The organism is Butyricicoccus faecihominis (assembly GCF_014648015.1).
GTDB lineage: Bacteria > Bacillota > Clostridia > Oscillospirales > Butyricicoccaceae > Agathobaculum > Agathobaculum butyriciproducens.
Window position 1 is genome coordinate 77,698 of sequence record NZ_BMQH01000006.1, and the last position, 19,949, is coordinate 97,646.

Here is a 19,949-nt window from a genome sequence, read left to right on the forward strand (position 1 = left end):
GTCGAATAAAACAAATCCGCCCGGACCGTGCAGTACAGTTCGAGCGGAAAATCTTCAAAAAATCAGCGGGTCATGCAGCGCGAGACGTATCAGCCAAATTGCGATATCCAGCACGATAACGCTCCACAGCAGCATGCGCTCGAGGTTTTTGGAGCCGAAAAGCGGCTTTTTGCCAAACAGCGCGTACAAAACGACCGGCGGCAGCACGAAAACCATCGGGTGAAACCGCAGTGCCGCACGAAAGTCCAGTCGGAGCAGAGCGGCAAGCGCACGGCTCAGTCCGCAGCCGGGGCACGGCACGCCGGTCAAGTATTTGATCGGACAGTTCCAGCCGAACAGCAGCGCCGAGGCATATGCCAACGCACCCAGTATCAGCAGCACGAGCAGGCCGTTCAGACCGCGCCGAAAGCGCTCCGGCATCAGCCCTTGTAGGTCTCGCGGAACTCGAGGAACTCGTCATAGGTGCATTCCTTGTCCAGAACGCCCTTTTCACGAATTTCGATAATACGGGTCGCGATGGTCTGCACGAACTCGTGGTCGTGGGAAGCAAACAGCACGGTGCCCTTGAAATCACGAACGCCGTTGTTGACTGCGGTGATGGATTCCAGATCGAGGTGGTTGGTCGGCTGGTCGATGACGAGCACGTTCGAGCCGAACAGCATCATGCGCGCCAGCATCAGGCGAACCTTCTCACCGCCGGACAGTACGCGAACCGGCTTGTAAACATCGTCGCCGGAGAACAGCATACGGCCGAGGAAGCCGCGCAGCGTGGATTCCAGTGTATCCGTGCGGGAATACGGTGCGATCCAGTCGAGCATGTTTTCCTCGTGGCCCTCGAAGAACTCGTTGTTGTCCTTCGGGAAATAGCTCTGCGAGGTGGTAACGCCCCACTTGAAGCTGCCCTCATCCGGTTTCATCTCGCCCATAAGAATCTGGAACAGCGTAGTCATTGCCAGCTCGTTATCCGAGATGAACGCAATCTTGTCACCGCGGCGCACGATGAAAGATACGTTGTCGAGCACCTTCTCGCCGTCGATGGTCTTGGAGATGCCGCGCACCTCGAGAATGTCCTTGCCTGCCTCACGGTCCGCGTCAAACGCTACCCACGGGTAACGGCGGGACGAAGCCGGCATTTCCTCGACGGACAGCTTGTCGATCAGCTTGCGGCGGCTGGTCGCCTGACGGGACTTGGACTTGTTTGCCGCAAAACGCTGAATGAAGTTCTGCAGTTCCTTGATCTTTTCCTCGTTCTTGCGGTTCTGATCCTTGATCATGCGCTGAACCAGCTGAGAGGACTCATACCAGAACTCGTAGTTGCCGACATACAGCTTGATCTTGCCGTAATCGATATCAACGATATGGGTACATACATTGTTCAGGAAGTGACGGTCATGCGATACAACGAGGACGGTGCCCTCAAAATCGGCAAGGAAGTCCTCCAGCCAGCGGACTGCCTGAATATCCAGATGGTTGGTAGGCTCGTCCAGCAGCAGGATATCCGGCTTGCCGAACAGTGCACGCGCCAGCAGCACCTTGACCTTCTCGACGTCACCGAGGTTCTTCATCTCGGTGTACAGGATGGCATCTGCATCCAGACCCAGACCGTTCAGCAGCTGGCTGGCCTCGGTCTCGGCGTCCCAACCGCCCATTTCAGCAAACTCGGACTCCAGCTCGGCAGCCTTGTTGCCATCCTCCTCGGTGAACGGGTCCTTCATATAGAGCGCATCCTTTTCGCGCATGACCTCGAGCAGACGCTCGTTGCCGCCGAGAACCGTGTTGAGCACGGTTTCCTCGTTGAAGGCGAAGTGGTCCTGCTTGAGTACGCTCATACGGGTCTTGGGCGCAATCGAAACCGTGCCGGTGGACGGGTCCAGATCGCCGGACAGAATGCGCAGGAAGGTAGACTTGCCTGCACCGTTTGCACCGATAACACCGTAGCAGTTGCCCTGGGTAAATTTCAGGTTTACATCTTTGAACAGCGGCTCGCCGCTGAAGTTTAAGCTAAGATCGCTGATATTGATCATGAAAGAGATTCCTCCCGCATTATTTTTCAATTAGAATCAGTATACCACACAAACCGCTGTTTTCACAGATAATTTACAGATGCAGCCGCATTTTTGTTCATGTTGTCTTGAAACAGCACCGAGAATGCTATATACTATATTTATAAATATCAATCCCTATTTGTTTTAGGAGGTTTTTCCTATGTCTAACCTGATGGAAGTTATCAAGTCCCGCCGCTCTACGCGCGCGTTCAAGTCCGAGCTGCCGCCGAAGGATCAGATCATGCAAATTGTTGAAGCTGCTGGATGGGCGCCTTCCGGCATGGGCAAGTACCTGTGGCACTTTACCGTGGTTTATAATGCAGAGAAGTCGCTCAAGCTGGCTCGTGCCGTTGCTGAGGCAGACAATCGCGGTCCGGAGTATAATTTCTACGGTGCACCGGTCAACATTATCATTTCCTACAAGCGGGATGAGCACCACGCTCTGGTAGACGGCGCTGCTGCAATGGAGAATCTGCTGCTGATGGCTACCGAGCTTGGCCTCGGCTCCTGTTGGATCAACCAGCTGCGCGAGACCTGCGACGTGCCCGAGGTTCGTGCACTGTTGACCGAGTACGGCGTACCGGAGGACCACATCGTTGTCTGCTCCGCTGCAATCGGCTACATCGAGAAGGAAACGCCGGCAAAGCCGCGTCATGAGGGTCTGGTTTCGATTACCGAATAATCGAAACAATGGAAAACCCAGAATAGAAAATGCCAAATACCTTAATTTTCAATTCTCCATTATCCGTTTTCAATTCATTAGCGACGAAAGGAGCTAATATCATGGATGAGAAGATTGCTAAACTGAGAGAGTGGATCGACGGCAGCGACAATATCGTCTTTTTCGGCGGTGCGGGCGTATCGACCGAGAGCGGCATTCCGGATTTCCGCTCGGTGGACGGTCTGTACAACCAGCAGTACAAATACCCGCCGGAGACCATTCTCAGCCACACGTTCTTTTTGAGTGAAACCGAGGAGTTTTACCGCTTCTATCGGGCGAAAATGCTAGCGCTCGATGCAAAGCCGAACGCGGCTCACCTCAAGCTGGCCGAGTGGGAACGCGAGGGCAAGTGTCGTGCCGTTGTAACGCAGAACATCGACGGTCTGCACCAGAAGGCAGGCTCGAAGGAAGTGCTTGAGCTGCACGGCTCGGTGCTGCGAAACTATTGCATGCGCTGCCGCAAGCCATATCCGGTTGAGGATATCGCCAAGGGCACCGGTATTCCGCGATGCTCCTGCGGCGGCATTATCAAGCCGGATGTCGTGCTGTACGAGGAAGGTCTGGACAGCTGCACGATCAACAAGAGCGTGGACTACATCTCCAAGGCGGATATCCTGATCATCGGCGGTACGTCGCTAGCGGTATATCCGGCGGCCGGCCTGATCGACTATTACCGCGGCAATAAGCTGGTTTTGGTCAACAAGTCCCCCACTCCTGCGGATCGCCGTGCTGATCTGGTCATTCATGCGCCGATCGGTGAGGTTTTCTCCCAACTGTAACGTAAAAAATGCATGAAACTCCCCTTTTCGGTTATACTGAATGCAAACCGAAAGGGGAGTTTTTCTATGCTTATCGACAAAATCGCACTGATACTGATGATTATCGGCGGTCTGAACTGGGGACTGATCGGCATTTTCAAGCTCGATCTGGTCGCGCTGCTGTGCGGCGGACAGACCGGCGCCATCAGCCGCATCGTCTACACCCTAGTCGGACTGGCGGCAGCATGGTGTATCTCGCTGCTCTTCCGACAGGATGACACCGCACAGCAGCCGAAAAGTTGAATAAAAAGCAAAGCCCGCCGGGAACGGCGGGCTTTGCTTATCAAATTGTAAGAGGCAAATAGGAATACCGATACTTTGCTTAGTTGAATGCCTGCTCGAGGTCAGCCAGAATATCATTGATATTCTCGGTGCCGATGGACAGACGGATGGTGCCCTGATGGATACCCTGATCCTCCAGCTCCTCTGCGGTCAGCTGCGAGTGAGTGGTGGTTGCCGGATGGATGACCAGGCTCTTAACGTCAGCAACATTTGCCAGCAGAGAGAAGATCTGCAGCTTGTCGATAAACTTGAATGCTGCTTCCTTGCCGCCCTTGATATCAAAGGTGAAGATGGACGCACCGCCGTTCGGGAAGTACTTCTCGTACAGTGCATGGTCCGGATGATTCGGCAGAGACGGATGGTTTACATGCTCAACCTGCGGGTGATTGGTCAGGAATTCAACAACCTTCTTGGTGTTCTCAACGTGACGCTCGATACGCAGAGACAGCGTCTCGGTGCCCTGCAGCAGCAGGAATGCGTTGAACGGAGAAATGGTAGCACCGGTATCACGCAGCAGGATAGCGCGGATGTAGGTTACGAAAGCAGCAGGACCAACTGCATCTGCAAAAGAGATGCCGTGATAACTCGGGTTCGGCTCAGCAATCGGTGCATATTTGCCGGATGCCTTCCAGTCGAACTTGCCGGAATCAACGATGATACCACCGAGGGTCGTGCCGTGACCGCCGATGAACTTGGTAGCAGAGTGAACAACGATATCAGCACCGTACTCGATCGGGCGGATGAGGTACGGAGTGCCGAAGGTGTTGTCAATTACGAGCGGCAGGCCGTGCTTGTGCGCAATCTTTGCAATAGCCTCGATATCCGGAATATCGGAATTCGGGTTGCCGAGAGTCTCGATGTAAACAGCCTTAGTGTTGTCCTTGATAGCACCTTCCAGCTCTTCCAGATTGTGTGCATCAACGAAGGTGGTCTCAACGCCGAACTGCGGCAGAGTGTGTGCCAGCAGGTTATAGCTGCCGCCGTAGATGGTCTTCTGTGCTACGATGTGGTCGCCGGCCTGAGCAAGTGCCTGAATGGTGTAAGTGATCGCTGCGGCACCGGAAGCGGTAGCCAGAGCAGCAACACCACCCTCGAGTGCTGCAATGCGCTTCTCGAACACATCCTGCGTAGAATTGGTCAGACGACCGTAGATATTGCCTGCGTCAGCCAGACCGAAACGGTCAGCCGCGTGCTGACTGTCATGGAAAACATAGGAAGTGGTCTGGTAGATCGGAACTGCACGAGAATCGGTAACCGGATCAGCGGTCTCCTGACCGATGTGCAGCTGCTTGGTTTCAAAGGACCAGTTTTCGGTATTCTTGATAGTTGCCATGATAATAATCTCCTTTTTATATACATGTTTGAAGTGATTGATTCGTTTCGTGTACTAAAAAGAAGGATCACATTCGCCCAAATCGGAAATTCGAGCGGAGCAGCTTTTCAAAGTAGTATCGCATAACCGCGTCTCCTAAATTCATATTATTTCACTGGGATTGCTATGATTATACTAAACTCCCCCTCTTCTGTCAACCCTTTCCGACAAACTTTTTTCATTCCGGCAGAGTGCCCAATTTCCGATGGCTCAATCCCTATATTTCCAATAGGTTTTGGGTAGTGTTTTCTGTTCTCCATCCAAATAAAAGAAAACCGCCGCACAGGGATTGTGCAGCGGTTTTGATGATCAATGTTCAGCAGCGAAAAAATCAGAACTCGATCTTCTTTGCGATATAAGCAGCAACTTCCTCGATCTTGATGCGCTCCTGCTCCATAGTGTCGCGGTCACGAACGGTTACGCAGCCGTCCTGCTCGGTCTCGAAATCGACGGTTACGCAGTACGGTGTACCGATCTCGTCCTCACGGCGATAGCGCTTACCGATAGAGCCTGCATCGTCAAAATCAACAGAGAACTGCTTAGCCAGCTCCTGCCAGATCGGCATAGCCTTGTCGGTCAGCTTCTTGGACAGCGGCAGTACAGCAGCCTTGAACGGTGCCAGAGCCGGATGCAGACGCAGAACAGTACGAACATCGTCCTTGCCGTTCTTGTCCTGACCTACAACTTCCTCGTCGTAAGCGTCGCACAGGAAGGCCAGTGCAACACGGTCAGCACCAAGCGAAGGCTCGATAACATACGGAATATACTTCTCATTTGCTTCCTGATCGAAGTATTCCATCGAAACACCCGAGGTGTTCTGATGCTGGGTCAGGTCGAAATTGGTGCGGTCGGCAATGCCCCACAGCTCGCCCCAGCCAAACGGGAACATAAACTCGATATCGGTGGTAGCGTTGGAGTAGTGAGACAGCTCCTCCGGATCGTGGTCGCGCAGACGCAGGTTCTCGTCCTTCATGCCGAGAGACAGCAGGAAGTTGTGGCAGTAATCCTTCCAGTACTTGAACCACTCAAGGTCGGTGCCCGGCTTGCAGAAGAACTCCAGTTCCATCTGCTCAAACTCGCGGGTACGGAAGGTGAAGTTGCCCGGAGTAATCTCGTTGCGGAAGGACTTGCCTACCTGACCAACGCCGAACGGAATCTTCTTACGGGTGGTGCGCTGGATATTCTGGAAGTTTACGAAGATGCCCTGTGCGGTCTCCGGACGCAGATACAGCTCGTTCTTCGCGTTCTCGGTAACGCCCTGGAAGGTCTTGAACATCAGATTGAACTGACGGATGTCGGTCCAGTTGTGCTTGCCGCAGGTCGGGCATGCGATCTCATGCTCGTCGATGAATGCCTTCATCTCAGCCTGGCTGAGCGCGTCAACACTCTTGCCGAGATCGTAGTTATTCTCAGCACACCAGTCCTCAATTACCTTATCGGCACGAAAACGCTCCTTGCACTCCTTGCAGTCCATCAGCGGGTCAGAGAATCCGCCAACGTGACCGGAAGCAACCCAGGTCATCGGGTTCATCAGGATCGCGGAGTCAAGACCTACATTGTACTGGCTCTCCTGCACAAATTTCTTGCGCCATGCTGCCTTGACGTTGTTCTTGAACTCAACGCCGAGCGGACCGTAGTCCCAGGTGTTTGCAAGACCGCCGTAAATCTCCGAGCCGGAGTATACGAAGCCGCGACCCTTGCAGAGCGCTACGATCTTTTCCATTGTTTTTTCGCTGTTTTTCATGTTAAATTCTCCTTTTGGCACAGCTGGCTGCTGCACGCGGTTTTTGCTTTGCACCCGAAAAAAGTGCTTGACATGAAATTATTCTACCGTTATAATTAATAATTGTCAAGGGTAGTTTAGTGAATTAAACGAATAGAGTTTGGTTTGATCGGTAAATTGCTTGCAAAAAGTTGACATTTGGGCGATTAGCGCAGTTAAAAGCGGTGCGGAAAGCAGTCCCCGTCTTCCCTGTTCAGTTGAGTTTGGTCAAAACACTTTTCTTGACAACATATATTCGGGCTTGTAGCTCAGTTTGGGAGAGCGTTCGGTTCGCATCCGAGAGGTCGAGGGTTCGATCCCCTTCAAGTCCACCATAATGCGAAGATACAAACTTTTTTCATAGTTCGGAATGTTTTCGCATTAACCATCAGAATAGAGCACACCTGATTGCGGGTGTGCTCTTTTTCTTTGCCCTCCTCTCTGTTATAATAAAAATATAGGATTGGAGGAAATATGAATGGCTTCAAGAAAAATTCTGGTCGGTGAAAAATACTTACACTTTAAGAACAAGCTGTATCAGGTACTCACTATCGCCACGCACACGGAAACCGGTGAATCGCTGGTGATCTATCAGGCGCTCTACGGCGACTTCAAAATCTACGCGCGGCCGTATGATATGTTCGCCTCCGAGGTGGATCACAAGAAGTACCCTGATGTTACGCAGCGTTTCCGCTTTGCTCATGTAATCTTTGACGGAGATACGCCGAAGGCAACTGAATAAAAACAGCCCCTCCGAGAGCCGGTATCAAACCAGTTCCCAGAGGGGTTTCTCTTTATTTCCCCATCGCCTCCGCCAGCTTCTTCACGAGGTCCTCACCGTACTGATTGATACCGCAGCAAATACTCGACGGTCTGCTCCTCCAGACCGGCAAGCTCCTGCACAGTGACGCTCAGCAGCTTGCGAATCGGGTCATACCCGATCATAAAGCCTGCCCGTTCCAACGACCGCAGTTTGATGTAGTTCACCTCATTCTCGGTAATGCACTCGCGTGTACGGGATTTCGGTTGCCTCGTAGATCTTGTCGTGCATGCGGAAAACCTGCAAGACCCATTCCTCGCCCGCAAGCCACGCAACCACACGCGCCTCGATAGCGGAAATGTCCGCGTCCACGAATTTGTAGCCAGGCTTGGGCACCAGTGCCGTCCGCACCAACTGCGAAAACGTACCGGGGTACGCTGCCGTACAGCATTTGCACGGCTGCCGAGCGGTTCGCCATCGCGGGTCTTGCACACGTTGCCCAGACCACAGCCGACACCGCGGTTGCCGGAAGCGTCATACGGGAAGAAGTTGACGGTCACGCGGGCATACATACCAGAGTAAACGTCGGTCGGCAGCAGGTCGGCATGGACGGTGGAAATATGCACGCACTGCGGCTTCTGCTTGTAACCCAGTGTCCCTTGCACTCCAGGACGAACGGCTCACCGGACGGACGGATGCCGTCGCCGCCGTAGATGACCGGATAGCGTATCTGCGGACGGTTGCCCTTCCACAGGTTCTTGACGCCGTATCCCACAGAGCGGCCAGCTGCTCGAGCTGCTCCTCCGTCCAGCAGAAGTAAAGACGCTTGCTCGGCTTGATGCCGCAGCTGTGCTTCTCGACTGCAGCCAGATTGGCTGCAAAGTTGTTGTTTTGCATTGAATCTTCTCCTTTCTTGTGCATTTTATCGTACAATGCCAATACGCCGCTTGACGATGTCGGTTGCAACGTCGCCAAGATAGTACGTCACGCGATGCTCGCCGGACGCTCTCGGTGCGCCGATTATGCGCTTGGCTTTGTGTTTGTCGGTAAAACCGTAGATTTTTACGACTTGCTCCAGTGTCAGCAATACCATGTTCGAATACATCCGCATCAGGTCGTTCTTGCCCCCTAACGGAGTTCCTGATTGGTTCAGGCGTTTATGTTTTACACCTCCTTGTGTGATTTATAATCACGCAGGTGGTACACTAATCACAACCAATCGAATGTTTGATATAAAGTAAGGATGTTTGTTCTGACATTATGAGGAAGAATCAAAAGAGAAAATGGTCGAAGTTCCCAACACCTATCTCAAGGGCCGCAAGCCGGAGGATTTCTGCGCTATGCATGTCCGAGGTGACAGTATGTATCCTGATTTCCGTGATGGTGATATCGTGCTGGTGCTCAAGCAGAACACCATGAACCACAGCGGCGAAATCGGAATCATCAGCTATGGCGATGACGAAATGACCATCAAACGCATCAACTACGCTCAGAGCGAGGATTGGCTGGAGCTTGCACCCCTGAACCCCGTCTTACCCGCCCAGACGGATCGAGGGCACCGACCCGGAAAGATACCGTATTATCGGTATCCCGCGCGTACTGATACGCGCGTTCTAAATATAAAAATTACGTCCACCGGCTGCAACCGATGAGCGTTAGCGAGTGCATTCTACCCTCTTATTTTACAACCAAAGATGTTTTACAATAAAAACAAACACATTAGACGGATGTTTCCGCAAAACGTTTAGCTATAATGACAAGCGGTACTCCGTCCGGGTAAAGACCGCGCGCGATCTCTGGCACAAGGTCGAGGAAAAGAGTAGCGGCTATCTTTTTACGCAGCCGACTACCGGCAGACCGCACACCGAAACGTCCACGAAGCAGATGTGGCGCTCGTTCAAGCAAGCGCTTGATCTCGATATGGGTGCACAGATGGTACACGGCGTGATCGCCCCGGAAACGTCCGTCGTGGCTGACGATCTCACGCCGTACTGCCTGCGGCATACATACGCGACTGATTTGCAGTCCGCCGACGTGCCGATCAACGTTGCAAAGGACTTTCTGGGGCACAAGTCGATTGCCATGACGTCGCATATTTATACGCACCTCTCCGATGAAGCGTTCACGAACGCCTCGCTAAAGGTGCTCAGTTTTGCGACAGAGAGCAGGAAGAAAACACAGAAAAAAGTCGTCTCTATCCGTTGATTTTTGCTCCCACACTTAGTCCCACATCCTGCACCCGTAAAAACCCCAAAAAAACCGCATTCACACAAAAAACGGAAAAAGCGCCGCTTCCCTTGCGGCGCTGTAAAAAAGTTCAAATAAACAGAGAAAAAGCTCCCAAACCACAATGTTTAGGAGCTTTTCGTTTGGTGGAAGTTAACGGGCTCGAACCGCTGACCCTCTGCTTGTAAGGCAGATGCTCTCCCAGCTGAGCTAAACTTCCATCGGGTCGTTGTTGTCGTTGTCTCATCCCTGACGACTTGTTTAGTATATAACAGAATCACGAATCTGTCAACACATTTTCTGAAAAAACTCCAAAAAATTTTTAGACCCGAAAATTTACACCGCGCACAGCGTTCTCCGGCATGCGCGGTGCAATGTATTATTGTTCCATCTTTTCACAGAACCGCATCAGCATTGCCGCAGCCTGTGCGCGGGTGGCATTCCCCTGTGGATTCAGTCTGCCGTGCGAGCCGTTGACGATTCCGTTCGCCGCCGCCCATCGCATGGCATCGGCCGCATAAGCGCTGACGGTATCCGCATCCGCAAAGGCATCCAGTGTGCCACTGGCTTCGGGAGCATCCGCATAGCGGTACAGCATGGTGACGAGCTGCTCTCGTGTAATTCCAGCCTCCGGCGCGCGGCCATCCGAAATGCCTGCCGACTGCGCCCACGCCATACCCTTCTCGTACCAGCTTGCACCGCCGGTCGTATCCGCACCCGCGTACCGTGCGAGAATTGTCATCAGCATACCGCGCGTGGTCGTGCCATCCGACGAGAACGCATCCGTACCTGTACCGCTCATCAGACCCTTTTCCACAACACAGTGCACGGCATCGGCGTACCACTCGGTTGGCTTGACGTCATCGAAGCTCACATTTTGAGCAGGCTGTCTCTCGAAAATAGGCGTAAGCGTGACATTGCACGCAGGCATGACGAATGTAAACCGACCGTCCTTCTCCGTCACTGCGACCGGCTTGCCGCTCTGGTCTGTAACCGCGATTGTTTTGAGAGCATAGCCTTCCTTTGGCACAGCTTTAATCATCACTGTGCTGCCTTTGGCTGCGTTTTTCGGCGTGATCGAGACCTCGCCGTGCTCACTCTTAGCCGCAGTCACCGCACCGGTCGGCGTGCGGACCGGACCGCCGCCACCACTGCCGCTCGTTCCTCCACTCTGCTGAGCGGTGAACACCGGTGCTGCAGTCTGCGTGCCGTTCAGTTTAGTAAGTGCTTCCTCCGTCAGCGTCGTGTACGTTTTATCACCGATTTCCCACCCGTCAAACGTGTATCCGCGCTTACTGTCGGCCGGAAACGCCGTTCCGATATCTCCCGCGCCGTAAACGTTAGTCTGCGTACTGCTGTCCGCAAACACAAACGTGATCTCCGCGCGGCGCACGTCCACTGCAGAACGGTCGATCGTGTACGTCACGCCATGGATGATCAGCGTATCGCCCGCGACCACGGCATCCGGCGCAGAAACCGTGATCGGCTCGGTCGCAAAGCCGATCAGTCGAATCGTCAGACCATCGATTACGGCAGTAACGGTACTCGGCGTGACAGCTGCCGTCTCGAGCGCCTTCTTGATCTGAAACGAGAAGGTTTGTGCCTCGGGCAGCACATAGTTGCCCGCCTTTCCGCCTGCCAGAGCGACCGCGCGTGCGGTGTACGCCCCGATTTCAGTCCGGCTGCCGTCCTCGATTATGACAGTAAGCGCATCTCCGTTCACCGCGCCAATCGCTTCTGCCGTGACCAACTTCGGCGTACCATCATAATAGAAAATACTCTCGCCGTTCCATTTTATCTCAACAGGCTTCGGCTGTACGTTCAACACGCCGTTTTCGTATGTAATTTTGTAATTTTCGGCTTTTGCGTCCATCGGAATAATCGTGTAAGTTCCAATATCGCTAAACTGCGCATAGTCAAACGCATAGTTCAGACCCGAAAGCACAGCTTCGTTCTCATTGTTCACGAATCCATTGATTTCCGCACCATTATCACTTAACGTTTCTCCATAGGTTATGGTTTTATCCTTAGCACGAATACACAGCGGCGCTTTTTCAATATGAAACCGAACCGCTTGCGAGGTTGCGGAAGCCGTACTGCTCGTTTCCGGTGCATACGCTTCCACCCAGTAAGTTCCAGCGTTGATCGGTGCACCGTCCAGTTGATTGCTTTTTGCGCCGTTGCTGTCGGCGTAGTAGCGATACGTCGGCGCGGACGTGCCCGAGCAGGTCAGATTGCCCTCGCTGTACGGCAGGCCGGCATAAACTGCATCCTTCGCAATTACAACAAGTTCAACTGTTTTAGGCAGGATTTTACCTTTTACGATGCAGTTTCCGTCTTTCAGCGTGTAATTTTCATTCGTAAGTGTAACTGTAATCGTCACGTCCCTCTCGCCGGCTTCAGCAGATGCGTAGCGCGTAGCGAGTGTGTAATCCGTGCCCTCACTCAGTACCGCGCCATCCGGTAGGTTGCTGAACGCCAGACCGCTAATCTGCGCATCATCATCGCGTCCGTTGTATGTCTTGTCTGCAATTTTCAGCGCTGTTGTATCCAAAGAAATCGTGCGCCTATTGATTGTAAAACTGCCGATATCCATCCGTTTGACCGCAGAAAAGTTGTCACTCGATGCAATCTCGACCGCCACGTTGTAAGTTCCGACATGAACCGGCAAAGCCGTGCTGTCGTTGTACCAAACTGTGACCTCGCCAACGCCTGTTCTCGTCCACACCGATGCCTCACGCGGCTTGCCGTCGTATATTGAAGCCGCAGGCAGCGCAACTTTGTAATCCACGTCCTTTTCCGGCATTTTCGGCATGATTCGGAACGTTTTCTCAACTTTCCCGGTGTAATTTCCCTTGCCGTTAATTGTCACCGTTGCCGTACCGCAGTTTACATTATTGGCGTAGGAAAGCTCAAAATCCGTACCATTTAACAATTCTTTGCCATTTATCATAACGATCGGCTTAGGATTATGCGCACTTTCGTTATACACATACTCGGTCTGCTTCATATCAATCTGCGCGTCCGCAATATCCCGCGGAGTAACTTTCAGCGTACCATTGACATAGCTGATTGCGTAATTTTCCGTCTTGTCCATACCGTTTTTGCATATTTTAGCATTGCTCGGTACATTTTTCACTTCTCCTACATTCATCTGCGTGCCGGAAACCTTCACCTCGATAATCTCGTCGTCGGACACCAGCTCGCCTGCTATGTAGCCATCTTTCACCAGAGGTTCGCCATCGAACACTTTCTCTGCACTTTCCGCCGTAATTGTAAGCGCTTTCGGTTGGATTTCAGCATAAAACTCCTCGCTTTCCACGATGTACTTGCCGTCCTCCGACGTAAATTTGAGCCGATATTTGTCCCCGATATTCGGGACGGTATCACCGTTTATGACCTCGAATCTGCCGGACAGGTCTGCGCCATTCAGCGTTGCACTGCAGCCGGAAGCATCAACCATTTCATTCCAGGTCTGGCCGTATGTGCCCTTAGCCGACGTAATCCAGTCTATAATCGGTGTTTCTTCTTTTGAACCTTCTTCTGAGATTAAAACAATCTCGAGTTCGTCAGATAAACCATTACACTCGGCTTTCATATGATATGTTTGCCCTGCTTTTGCATTACAAGTAACAATCATGTCCCAGTGCACATCTATTTTGTTTGTCTGCTTATTTGGTTCTTCTTCCCTACGAAATGTGACACCATTATTCGTGTTTTCGTCCACTATTGTTTTATCTTCTGCATGCAATGAAATATTGCATGTTGCTTCGTGGTTGACCTTCAGATCCTGGAAAAGTGCATCCGCCGTATACATATCCTTGTATGGCTCATCACCAGTTGGAATCGAAACAGTAATCGACTTTTCAACTACGGGTGTACCATTTCGATTGATTCGGATTGATGTAGTCGGTTGAGCCTTTCTACATATCCGTTCCGGATAAACCGCATTCTGATAAGTACCGTCGGCCGCTCCCGCAGGAACGACTACCATGCCGAGCGCCATCGAGAGCGCCAAGACCGCCGAAAATGCCGTTTCAAGACGTTTCACGTTTTCCTCCTGACCCGCAAGCTGGGATTTGACGATTGCGTGCGCTTCGTTCACTGCATTCTGCACAATTTTTCGCAGAGAACACACATATTTTTATTCAGCTTACCATGAGGTTTCGCATGCGTCAATATTTTAATCGACAAAATTCGACACATAATATTCAGCATTTTCCATAAAGGCACAGCCAGTCGTTAGTCTGTTTCTTCGTGTCTCATCCGCTTATGCAGTGTGCCTTTTATTCGGCAGAATATTCATATTTGCATATTTATGTTATTATCTTAAAAACGACTACTAATTCTCTATTATGTCATTTCCATATATACTGTCTGATTTTTTCGTTTAATGACTATGCGTTCATTTATCTATGTTTCGCATAAATATCCTATAAGTGCAAAAAACACTGTGAGGCTTTCCACAGAGCTGCGCCGTTGATGAGCAATAATAAGACGAAAAACACGAGCGCTGTATATTTACTCTGGAAGCAGACCAGTCCTCGGCGTATTCCATGAGATACGTTGTCACCAGACGAACATAGGAACTTTTATTCGGAAAGATTCCAATCACGCTGGTACGTCTCCGGATTTCACGATTCAATCTCTCAATCATGTTGGAAGATGAGATTTTTCGCGCATCCAGCATTGGAAATGCATAGAAGGCCAGAGAATCTTCCAATCCGTCTTCAAGGCACTGAACCGTTTTCAGAAAGCGTTTGGCATAGGAGTTGATCACATCATATGCGCGATAATATCTCTGCGGCCATTTTCGTCCACACCGCACACGATAAGTATCGCCATGCTGATAATTCTGCCATCTACACGAACTTTTTTCGTACAGTGCATCCACCCTGAGAACCGGGTATATTGTATCAGCGAGGGAGCGATTACGGAACTTCTCGACCTGCTCATTCAGCCCTTTGGTCATCTCGCTGATCTGGCTTCTGGATAGATTTTCAATGCTGATGCTATATGCCAGCTTCTCCATTTTTTCGAGTGGAAACGCCCTGCACAAAGGCTTCCTGCACTACCTGTACGAGCATGGCTTCACTGCGCTTGCGCTCTGTGACGAAGAACGGAATGTAGCCGCCCTGACAAACCTTGGGTACCATGAGGTACATCGTGCCCATTCGGGTATCCAAACGACGAGGACGATTACCGCTGCGGTATCCGCTCCTGCCGTCCGTGCGCTGGCTCTTCTCTGCTCCCAGCTGCTGATCGACCTCTGCCTACATCAGCTCCGTGCACAGCCATTCCAGCATACTCAGCATCGGATCCGGCTGCGTCACACATTGCAGTAGCAATTCTGTCAGATTTATGGTATTCTTTTTGTGAGCCATTAGGGTCTCTCCTTTACATCATGATTTTTTCGACAACTATCATTTTACAGGAGCCCTGATGGCTTGTCTATTTTCTGTTTGCTTTTGCGAACTTGATTATACGCTATCAACCAAACAGCCATATATGGCGGATGCAGGAGCAAAAATATAGCAATCCATAGCAGAAAGGGTACAAAACAATAGCATAGGACCACACAAAAATATAAAAAGCGGGGTAATGTCAATGGACGATAACTTGAATCTGTTTTCTTTGGTAGACGAAGAAGAAAAATCGGCACCAAACAAAAAGCGAGGCAGCAAACTTGACGTAGTGGAGATGGGGTACAAGCAGGCGCACACTGTCACATGGCAGGAGTTGTTTGAGGGATTTGATACCATTCACGCCATTACATTTTCCTCCGGCCTGAATTTTGTGTATCAGCTGCTGGATATGTTCGATCATGCGGAGATTATCTTTGGCTGTGAGCATATCCTTTCCTCGTCCATGAATCAGATTATTGCTTATCAAGATAAGCTGATCGAGCGAATGCGCGAGCAGTCAAGTGAAAAAATGAATGATCTGCTTGCCCGTATGGATAAGGGAGAAGTTCGGTTTTATGTATCCCGCGGTACGGTTTCCCACGAAAAACTGTATCTGTTGGAGGCGGCAGATGGCCGAAAGCGCGTTATCACAGGTTCGGCCAATATGTCTTATCATGCGTTCGGCGGTATGCAGCGAGAAAATATCTGCTTTGTTGATGGCGATGAAGCGTATGATTGGTATTACAGTGTGTTTCAAAGTCTGCTCGAGGAAAGCTCGGATGAGATCACCATGAAAGCGCTGCAATATGCAGATGCGGGCGAAAATATTGATGAACTGCCCATTGCCGGCACAATCAAGGCGAATAAGGTCTTTGTGATCGAGCCGACAGAGACAACTGCGGATGATGCGTCAGAAGTCAAATTTATTCTGGATGTACATAATCTGGCGGATAAACTGAAGCCGTATATGCCTAAGCAGGATAAGAAAACAAGTAAACAGGGAAAAACGATCATTTCGGCGGCACAAATCGTCAAGCTGCGGCGGCAAATCCAAAATGAGAAGATTAAAGAAAAAGAACTGAGAAGTGAATACCCGCAGTTGATAATCGATGCGGATAAGCAAAGTGCCACTCTGAATGGCGAGGCACTGAACCTGCATCCGACAGAAGAGGAGATTCGCCATGATGTAGGGTTATTCCGCGATTATATGGACGGATACAGCCGTTTTCCTGGTGATTATGAGGGGATGCAGTATCGGTATTTTGAGTTTGCGAACTGGTTCTTTTGTTCGCCGCTGATGGCAACGATGCGCGATATGGCGGCAAGGTTTGATCAGCAGCGGTTGCCGTATCCGGTATTTGGCTTGGTTTATGGACAGAGCAAGGCCGGGAAGACCAGCTTTCTGGAAACACTGCTCAAAATGATGATCGGCCAGAAACCTAAGATTTCGGCACCGGATTTTACCCGATCTGGCATTGAAAACCTGAAAACGAACCGTGCAAGGGGCCCCGATCATTGTAGATGACTTGACGAATACACGCTTTAATCAGCACGCGATCGAAACCATCAAGAATGATGATTTTGGTGTGAGCGACCATTTGACACATTATTCTGCGGTTGTCATCAGTGCTAACGAGGATGTAAAAGCGGTTGCACCGGAGGTCATTCGCCGAACAGTTATCTGTCGTGTAGAAGCGGGTCTGACCAATACCGAAGTGATGCGCAGCAACGTGGTACGCTCGGTGCAGCAGAAGATCGGCACAGCATTCTATCGGGAATACTTACGCAGAATGCTGGAACAAATGCCGGATTTACTCGATCAGCTAAAGGATGATGAAACCGAGGCACCGGATATTTTACAGATTTCCTCGGAGATTATCGTTGCTGTCATGCAGCAGTTTGGCAGTGATGTGCTGCCGGATTATATCCGAACGCTTTCACTGGAGAATTATTTCAGTGAGCACGTTACCGGCAAATACGCGATCAAGTTGATTCAAAATGCATGGCGGACGAGCAAAAAGTCGTTTGTTGTGAATAAGCACAGCAATGAACTACGTTACAATGCGGGTGTACCGTATGAAGCGGACCGCCTGATGAAAGAATTGCCGGAAACACTGGAGGCCCATAAATCTCGTGAGTGGGTCGTGATGAACCTGCAGGCCGCACGGGAATTTTTCGATGTGAATTTCAGAAAGGGATTGTGGCGGTTTTGAGAGCGGCAATGAGGCGCCTTGCAGTTTGTGAGTGTGCATCAGGCAGTGGTTTGCAGATGGCTTAAATAAGGGAAGCCTGGAGTCGGATCAGTAATTTAGTGTACAAACCGGAGAATGCTCAGGCAGAACTGTGAAAAATTCTACTTCTATATAAGTGCAATAGGCTGTGATTTCAAGGTGTAATTATTGAAAACACAGCCTATTTGCTATATGATTAATTAAACTGGAACCGATTTACAGAGCAAAATGATAAATTTTGCAAAGGATGGGGAAGATGAAAATTCGCTACAAAAAGGGTTGTACTCTCGGAATATATTATTTAGAGGGACTACCCCGAATTCTGTGTAACCGCCAAAATGCGGTGTAAAATAGAGCTTAATATTTCAAGACGGGAGCGGCGTTGGCTGCGCCCGCCTTGTCTACAACATAACGCCAACCGAGGCGGGAGTCAAGGGGCACCCTCGTCCATTGGAGCCTCGCCGGCGGCGTAGCGCCCCTTGACCTTCGAGCCGGATTGTTAATCCGGCATCCGATCCTCAAAATAGATTGCCAGCTGGGCATGAATCATGCTCCAGTCCTGCCGGCGGCCGGTCCACTTTTTCGTGATGTCGATCATCGCCAGATACAGCATTTTGAAAAGGCTGTCATCGACTAAGAAATCTTAGGATACTTCTTGTCCCAGTGTTCTGCGAACGTGTCTATCGCGTCCAAAGCAGCCGATTCATCTACCGCTGCGTAGACTGCTTTCAAGTCAGCCATAAATGCCTTCAAATCCTTGTAAGAGACATATTTGCTGGAATTTCGAAGTTGATGGATGATGCAGTTCTGGATTTCCGTCTTGGGATAGACCGCCTCGATCGCCGCAGAAAAACCGGTCAAATTATCCGTACAGGCAATGAAAATATCCTCGACGCCCCGATTTTTCAGGCTGTTCAGTACGGTAGCCCAGAATTTCGCACTTTCGTTCTCGCCAACCCACATTCCCAGAACATCCTTCCGACCATCAGGATCAATACTGATGGCGATATAGACGGCCTTCTTTACGATCTGGCCTTCACTGCGGACATGGTAGTGAATCGCATCCGGAAAAACAACCGCATAAATGGGCTCCAGCGGCATCGGCTGCCACTCTTGCCAAAACTGGTGCGCAGGGTTTTGCTGCTGTGCCCGTTCCGGCTGTTATCCGTGTCCTTGTTCTTGTAGTCATACCAGCTGATCGTCCAGCTCGGCCTCCAGACCGTTTTCCATGAACTCCGCGATAGTGTCTTTGAACAGTTCCTGAATGTCATCCATGCTGCCTACATTCGCCAGCTGCAGCAGCTCACGAATTTTTTCGCGACGTGCGTTTTCTTCTGGGGTTTTTTTCCTTCTTGCCATTGTGATTACCTCCGTCATTCTGCTTCTATTCTACACCTTGTTGGAGGTTTACACAAAGTTTGGGATGGAGGGGGGTGCGGACGAAAAGTTGGACAAAGCAGAGGCCGCAAGGAGGAAATAGGTATATTGTTCACATACGAAAAGAAAGTCCGCGCCCTGTAATTATATGAGCAAACCCATTCTGTAACTGAGACAATACGCATCCTGGGCTACCCAGAACGAGCAACGCTATATCGATGGATCTCCGAGAAAGGGCAACCAGAGAAAGTCAGATCGACCAAACGCGGGGAAAATACACCAGATCATCCGCGGCATCCATCGGTTGAGGTAAAACTACAGGTGCTTCACCGTTGCTTTGAACACGGGGAAGATGTAAAATCAGTTTCAGAGGAGATCGGTTACAGCAGAGCCAGCATCTATAACTGGCGCCGAAAGTATCTCCAGAGAGGACTGGTTGCACTCATGAATCCGTCAGATGATCCTCGCGAGGAACTCGTACCCGGAACATTCTCGGCTACAGAGGATATTGCTGAGCTTAAAGCGCAGGTGCAGGAAATGCAGATGCAGATTGATATTTTAAAGGAAACGATCAATGTATTAAAAAAAGACCCCGGCATCGATCAGACAGCTCTCCGGAACCAGGAGAAGGCAGCGATTATCGATGCCCTGAAAAATAAGTATTCGCTGCCGGAACTTCTGTCCGCATTACACTGCCCGTGCAGCAGCTATTATTACAAGCAAAAGCGCGCAAAGAAGCAGGATAAATACTGCCATGTCAAAGAGAAAATCAAGGATATTTTTGAATCGAATCATCGCTATTATGGATATCGGCGAATTTATGCTACGCTGAAAAAAGAGGACTGACGGCTATCCGAAAAGGTAATTCGCCGTCTTATGAAGCAAGTAGGAGTGCAGGGAGTGAACAGAAAGAAGACAAGCTACAGTTCCTATCAGGGAGAAATCACGCC

18 protein-coding genes, 2 tRNA genes and 5 pseudogenes are annotated in these 19,949 nt (G+C 50.7%); 11 read left to right on the top strand and 14 right to left on the bottom strand.

Features of this window, described 5'->3' with window-relative positions:
* Positions 1-54: 54 nt before the first annotated feature.
* Together IEY11_RS07220 and IEY11_RS07225 are read right to left on the bottom strand one after the other, a co-directional pair.
* Positions 55-420, bottom strand: a complete 366-nt coding sequence (locus IEY11_RS07220) for a DUF2752 domain-containing protein (protein WP_118645579.1) — start codon at positions 418-420, stop codon at positions 55-57.
* Positions 420-2,024, bottom strand: coding sequence for an ABC-F family ATP-binding cassette domain-containing protein (locus IEY11_RS07225; RefSeq protein WP_118359433.1), 1,605 nt, complete (start codon positions 2,022-2,024; stop codon positions 420-422). The genes IEY11_RS07220 and IEY11_RS07225 overlap by 1 nt, the downstream gene beginning before the upstream one ends.
* Before the next feature lie 181 nt (positions 2,025-2,205).
* Between IEY11_RS07225 and IEY11_RS07230 the strand changes: the two genes are divergently transcribed.
* The 3 genes from IEY11_RS07230 (at position 2,206) to IEY11_RS07240 (ending at position 3,827) form a co-directional block, all read left to right on the top strand.
* Entirely contained in the window at positions 2,206-2,727 is a 522-nt protein-coding gene (locus IEY11_RS07230) for a nitroreductase family protein (RefSeq protein WP_188886190.1), read from the top strand.
* Positions 2,728-2,828: 101 nt separating this feature from the next.
* Positions 2,829-3,545 (top strand): NAD-dependent protein deacylase, encoded by a 717-nt coding sequence (locus IEY11_RS07235; protein ID WP_188886191.1) that lies wholly within the window; start codon positions 2,829-2,831, stop codon positions 3,543-3,545.
* Positions 3,546-3,611: 66 nt separating this feature from the next.
* Complete coding sequence (locus tag IEY11_RS07240) at positions 3,612-3,827, top strand: DUF378 domain-containing protein (protein ID WP_188886192.1); 216 nt, start codon at positions 3,612-3,614, stop codon at positions 3,825-3,827.
* Positions 3,828-3,906: 79 nt separating this feature from the next.
* Here the strand turns inward: IEY11_RS07240 and IEY11_RS07245 are convergent, their stop codons facing one another.
* Positions 3,907-5,199: an O-acetylhomoserine aminocarboxypropyltransferase/cysteine synthase family protein gene (locus IEY11_RS07245; RefSeq protein ID WP_117488003.1), complete on the bottom strand. Its 1,293-nt coding sequence runs from the start codon at positions 5,197-5,199 to the stop codon at positions 3,907-3,909.
* 370 nt (positions 5,200-5,569) lie between these two features.
* Positions 5,570-6,982, bottom strand: a complete 1,413-nt coding sequence (locus tag IEY11_RS07250; protein ID WP_110436756.1) for a glycine--tRNA ligase — start codon at positions 6,980-6,982, stop codon at positions 5,570-5,572.
* A 276-nt stretch (positions 6,983-7,258) separates the two neighbouring features.
* On the opposite strand from IEY11_RS07250, the gene IEY11_RS07255 reads away from it, so the two are divergent.
* A tRNA-Ala gene (locus IEY11_RS07255) sits at positions 7,259-7,335 on the top strand.
* A 143-nt stretch (positions 7,336-7,478) separates the two neighbouring features.
* Positions 7,479-7,742: a DUF1653 domain-containing protein gene (locus IEY11_RS07260; RefSeq protein ID WP_118729839.1), complete on the top strand. Its 264-nt coding sequence runs from the start codon at positions 7,479-7,481 to the stop codon at positions 7,740-7,742.
* 92 nt (positions 7,743-7,834) lie between these two features.
* Here the strand turns inward: IEY11_RS07260 and IEY11_RS14885 are convergent, their stop codons facing one another.
* The 5 genes and pseudogenes from IEY11_RS14885 to IEY11_RS07275 all read right to left on the bottom strand — a co-directional run bounded on the left by IEY11_RS14885 (position 7,835) and on the right by IEY11_RS07275 (position 8,853).
* On the bottom strand, positions 7,835-7,987 hold the full coding sequence (locus IEY11_RS14885) for a hypothetical protein (RefSeq protein WP_243022706.1): 153 nt from the start codon (positions 7,985-7,987) through the stop codon (positions 7,835-7,837).
* A 1-nt stretch (position 7,988) separates the two neighbouring features.
* A complete protein-coding gene (locus IEY11_RS14890) occupies positions 7,989-8,156 on the bottom strand; it encodes a hypothetical protein (RefSeq protein ID WP_407926648.1) in 168 nt (55 codons plus the stop codon).
* Between the two features lie 107 nt (positions 8,157-8,263).
* Positions 8,264-8,359 (bottom strand): annotated as a pseudogene (locus tag IEY11_RS15225) (ssDNA-binding protein); the annotation flags it as partial.
* Complete coding sequence (locus tag IEY11_RS07270; RefSeq protein ID WP_188886252.1) at positions 8,317-8,535, bottom strand: hypothetical protein; 219 nt, start codon at positions 8,533-8,535, stop codon at positions 8,317-8,319. The pseudogene IEY11_RS15225 and the gene IEY11_RS07270, both read right to left, overlap by 43 nt.
* A gap of 147 nt (positions 8,536-8,682) precedes the next feature.
* On the bottom strand, positions 8,683-8,853 hold the full coding sequence (locus IEY11_RS07275; protein ID WP_158578345.1) for a hypothetical protein: 171 nt from the start codon (positions 8,851-8,853) through the stop codon (positions 8,683-8,685).
* Positions 8,854-9,034: 181 nt separating this feature from the next.
* Between IEY11_RS07275 and IEY11_RS07280 the strand changes: the two are divergent.
* Both IEY11_RS07280 and IEY11_RS07285 read left to right on the top strand, forming a co-directional pair.
* Positions 9,035-9,412: pseudogene (locus IEY11_RS07280) on the top strand (S24 family peptidase); the annotation flags it as partial.
* Between the two features lie 10 nt (positions 9,413-9,422).
* Positions 9,423-9,965, top strand: a complete 543-nt coding sequence (locus tag IEY11_RS07285; RefSeq protein WP_118729835.1) for a tyrosine-type recombinase/integrase — start codon at positions 9,423-9,425, stop codon at positions 9,963-9,965.
* Positions 9,966-10,130: 165 nt separating this feature from the next.
* Here the strand turns inward: IEY11_RS07285 and IEY11_RS07290 are convergent.
* The 4 genes and pseudogenes from IEY11_RS07290 to IEY11_RS15230 all read right to left on the bottom strand — a co-directional run.
* Positions 10,131-10,206 (bottom strand) — tRNA-Val (locus IEY11_RS07290).
* Between the two features lie 159 nt (positions 10,207-10,365).
* Complete coding sequence (locus IEY11_RS07295) at positions 10,366-13,584, bottom strand: S-layer homology domain-containing protein (protein ID WP_188886193.1); 3,219 nt, start codon at positions 13,582-13,584, stop codon at positions 10,366-10,368.
* A gap of 807 nt (positions 13,585-14,391) precedes the next feature.
* Positions 14,392-14,814, bottom strand: a complete 423-nt coding sequence (locus IEY11_RS07300) for a transposase (protein WP_407926647.1) — start codon at positions 14,812-14,814, stop codon at positions 14,392-14,394.
* Positions 14,775-15,370: pseudogene (locus IEY11_RS15230) on the bottom strand (transposase); the annotation flags it as partial. The pseudogene IEY11_RS15230 and the gene IEY11_RS07300, both read right to left, overlap by 40 nt.
* Before the next feature lie 217 nt (positions 15,371-15,587).
* Here IEY11_RS15230 and IEY11_RS07310 point away from each other — a divergent pair.
* Positions 15,588-16,916: a phospholipase D family protein gene (locus IEY11_RS07310; protein ID WP_118729833.1), complete on the top strand. Its 1,329-nt coding sequence runs from the start codon at positions 15,588-15,590 to the stop codon at positions 16,914-16,916.
* Positions 16,888-17,604, top strand: coding sequence for a hypothetical protein (locus tag IEY11_RS07315; RefSeq protein WP_147359191.1), 717 nt, complete (start codon positions 16,888-16,890; stop codon positions 17,602-17,604). Before IEY11_RS07310 ends, IEY11_RS07315 begins: the two co-directional genes overlap by 29 nt.
* A gap of 517 nt (positions 17,605-18,121) precedes the next feature.
* On the opposite strand, the pseudogene IEY11_RS07320 reads toward IEY11_RS07315, so the two are convergent.
* A pseudogene (locus IEY11_RS07320) lies at positions 18,122-18,981 on the bottom strand (IS256 family transposase).
* A gap of 240 nt (positions 18,982-19,221) precedes the next feature.
* On the opposite strand from IEY11_RS07320, the pseudogene IEY11_RS15150 reads away from it, so the two are divergent.
* Both IEY11_RS15150 and IEY11_RS15155 read left to right on the top strand, forming a co-directional pair.
* Positions 19,222-19,440 (top strand): annotated as a pseudogene (locus tag IEY11_RS15150) (transposase); the annotation flags it as partial.
* A 3-nt stretch (positions 19,441-19,443) separates the two neighbouring features.
* Positions 19,444-19,845, top strand: a complete 402-nt coding sequence (locus IEY11_RS15155; protein WP_330600766.1) for an IS3 family transposase — start codon at positions 19,444-19,446, stop codon at positions 19,843-19,845.
* Positions 19,846-19,949 lie beyond the last annotated feature (104 nt).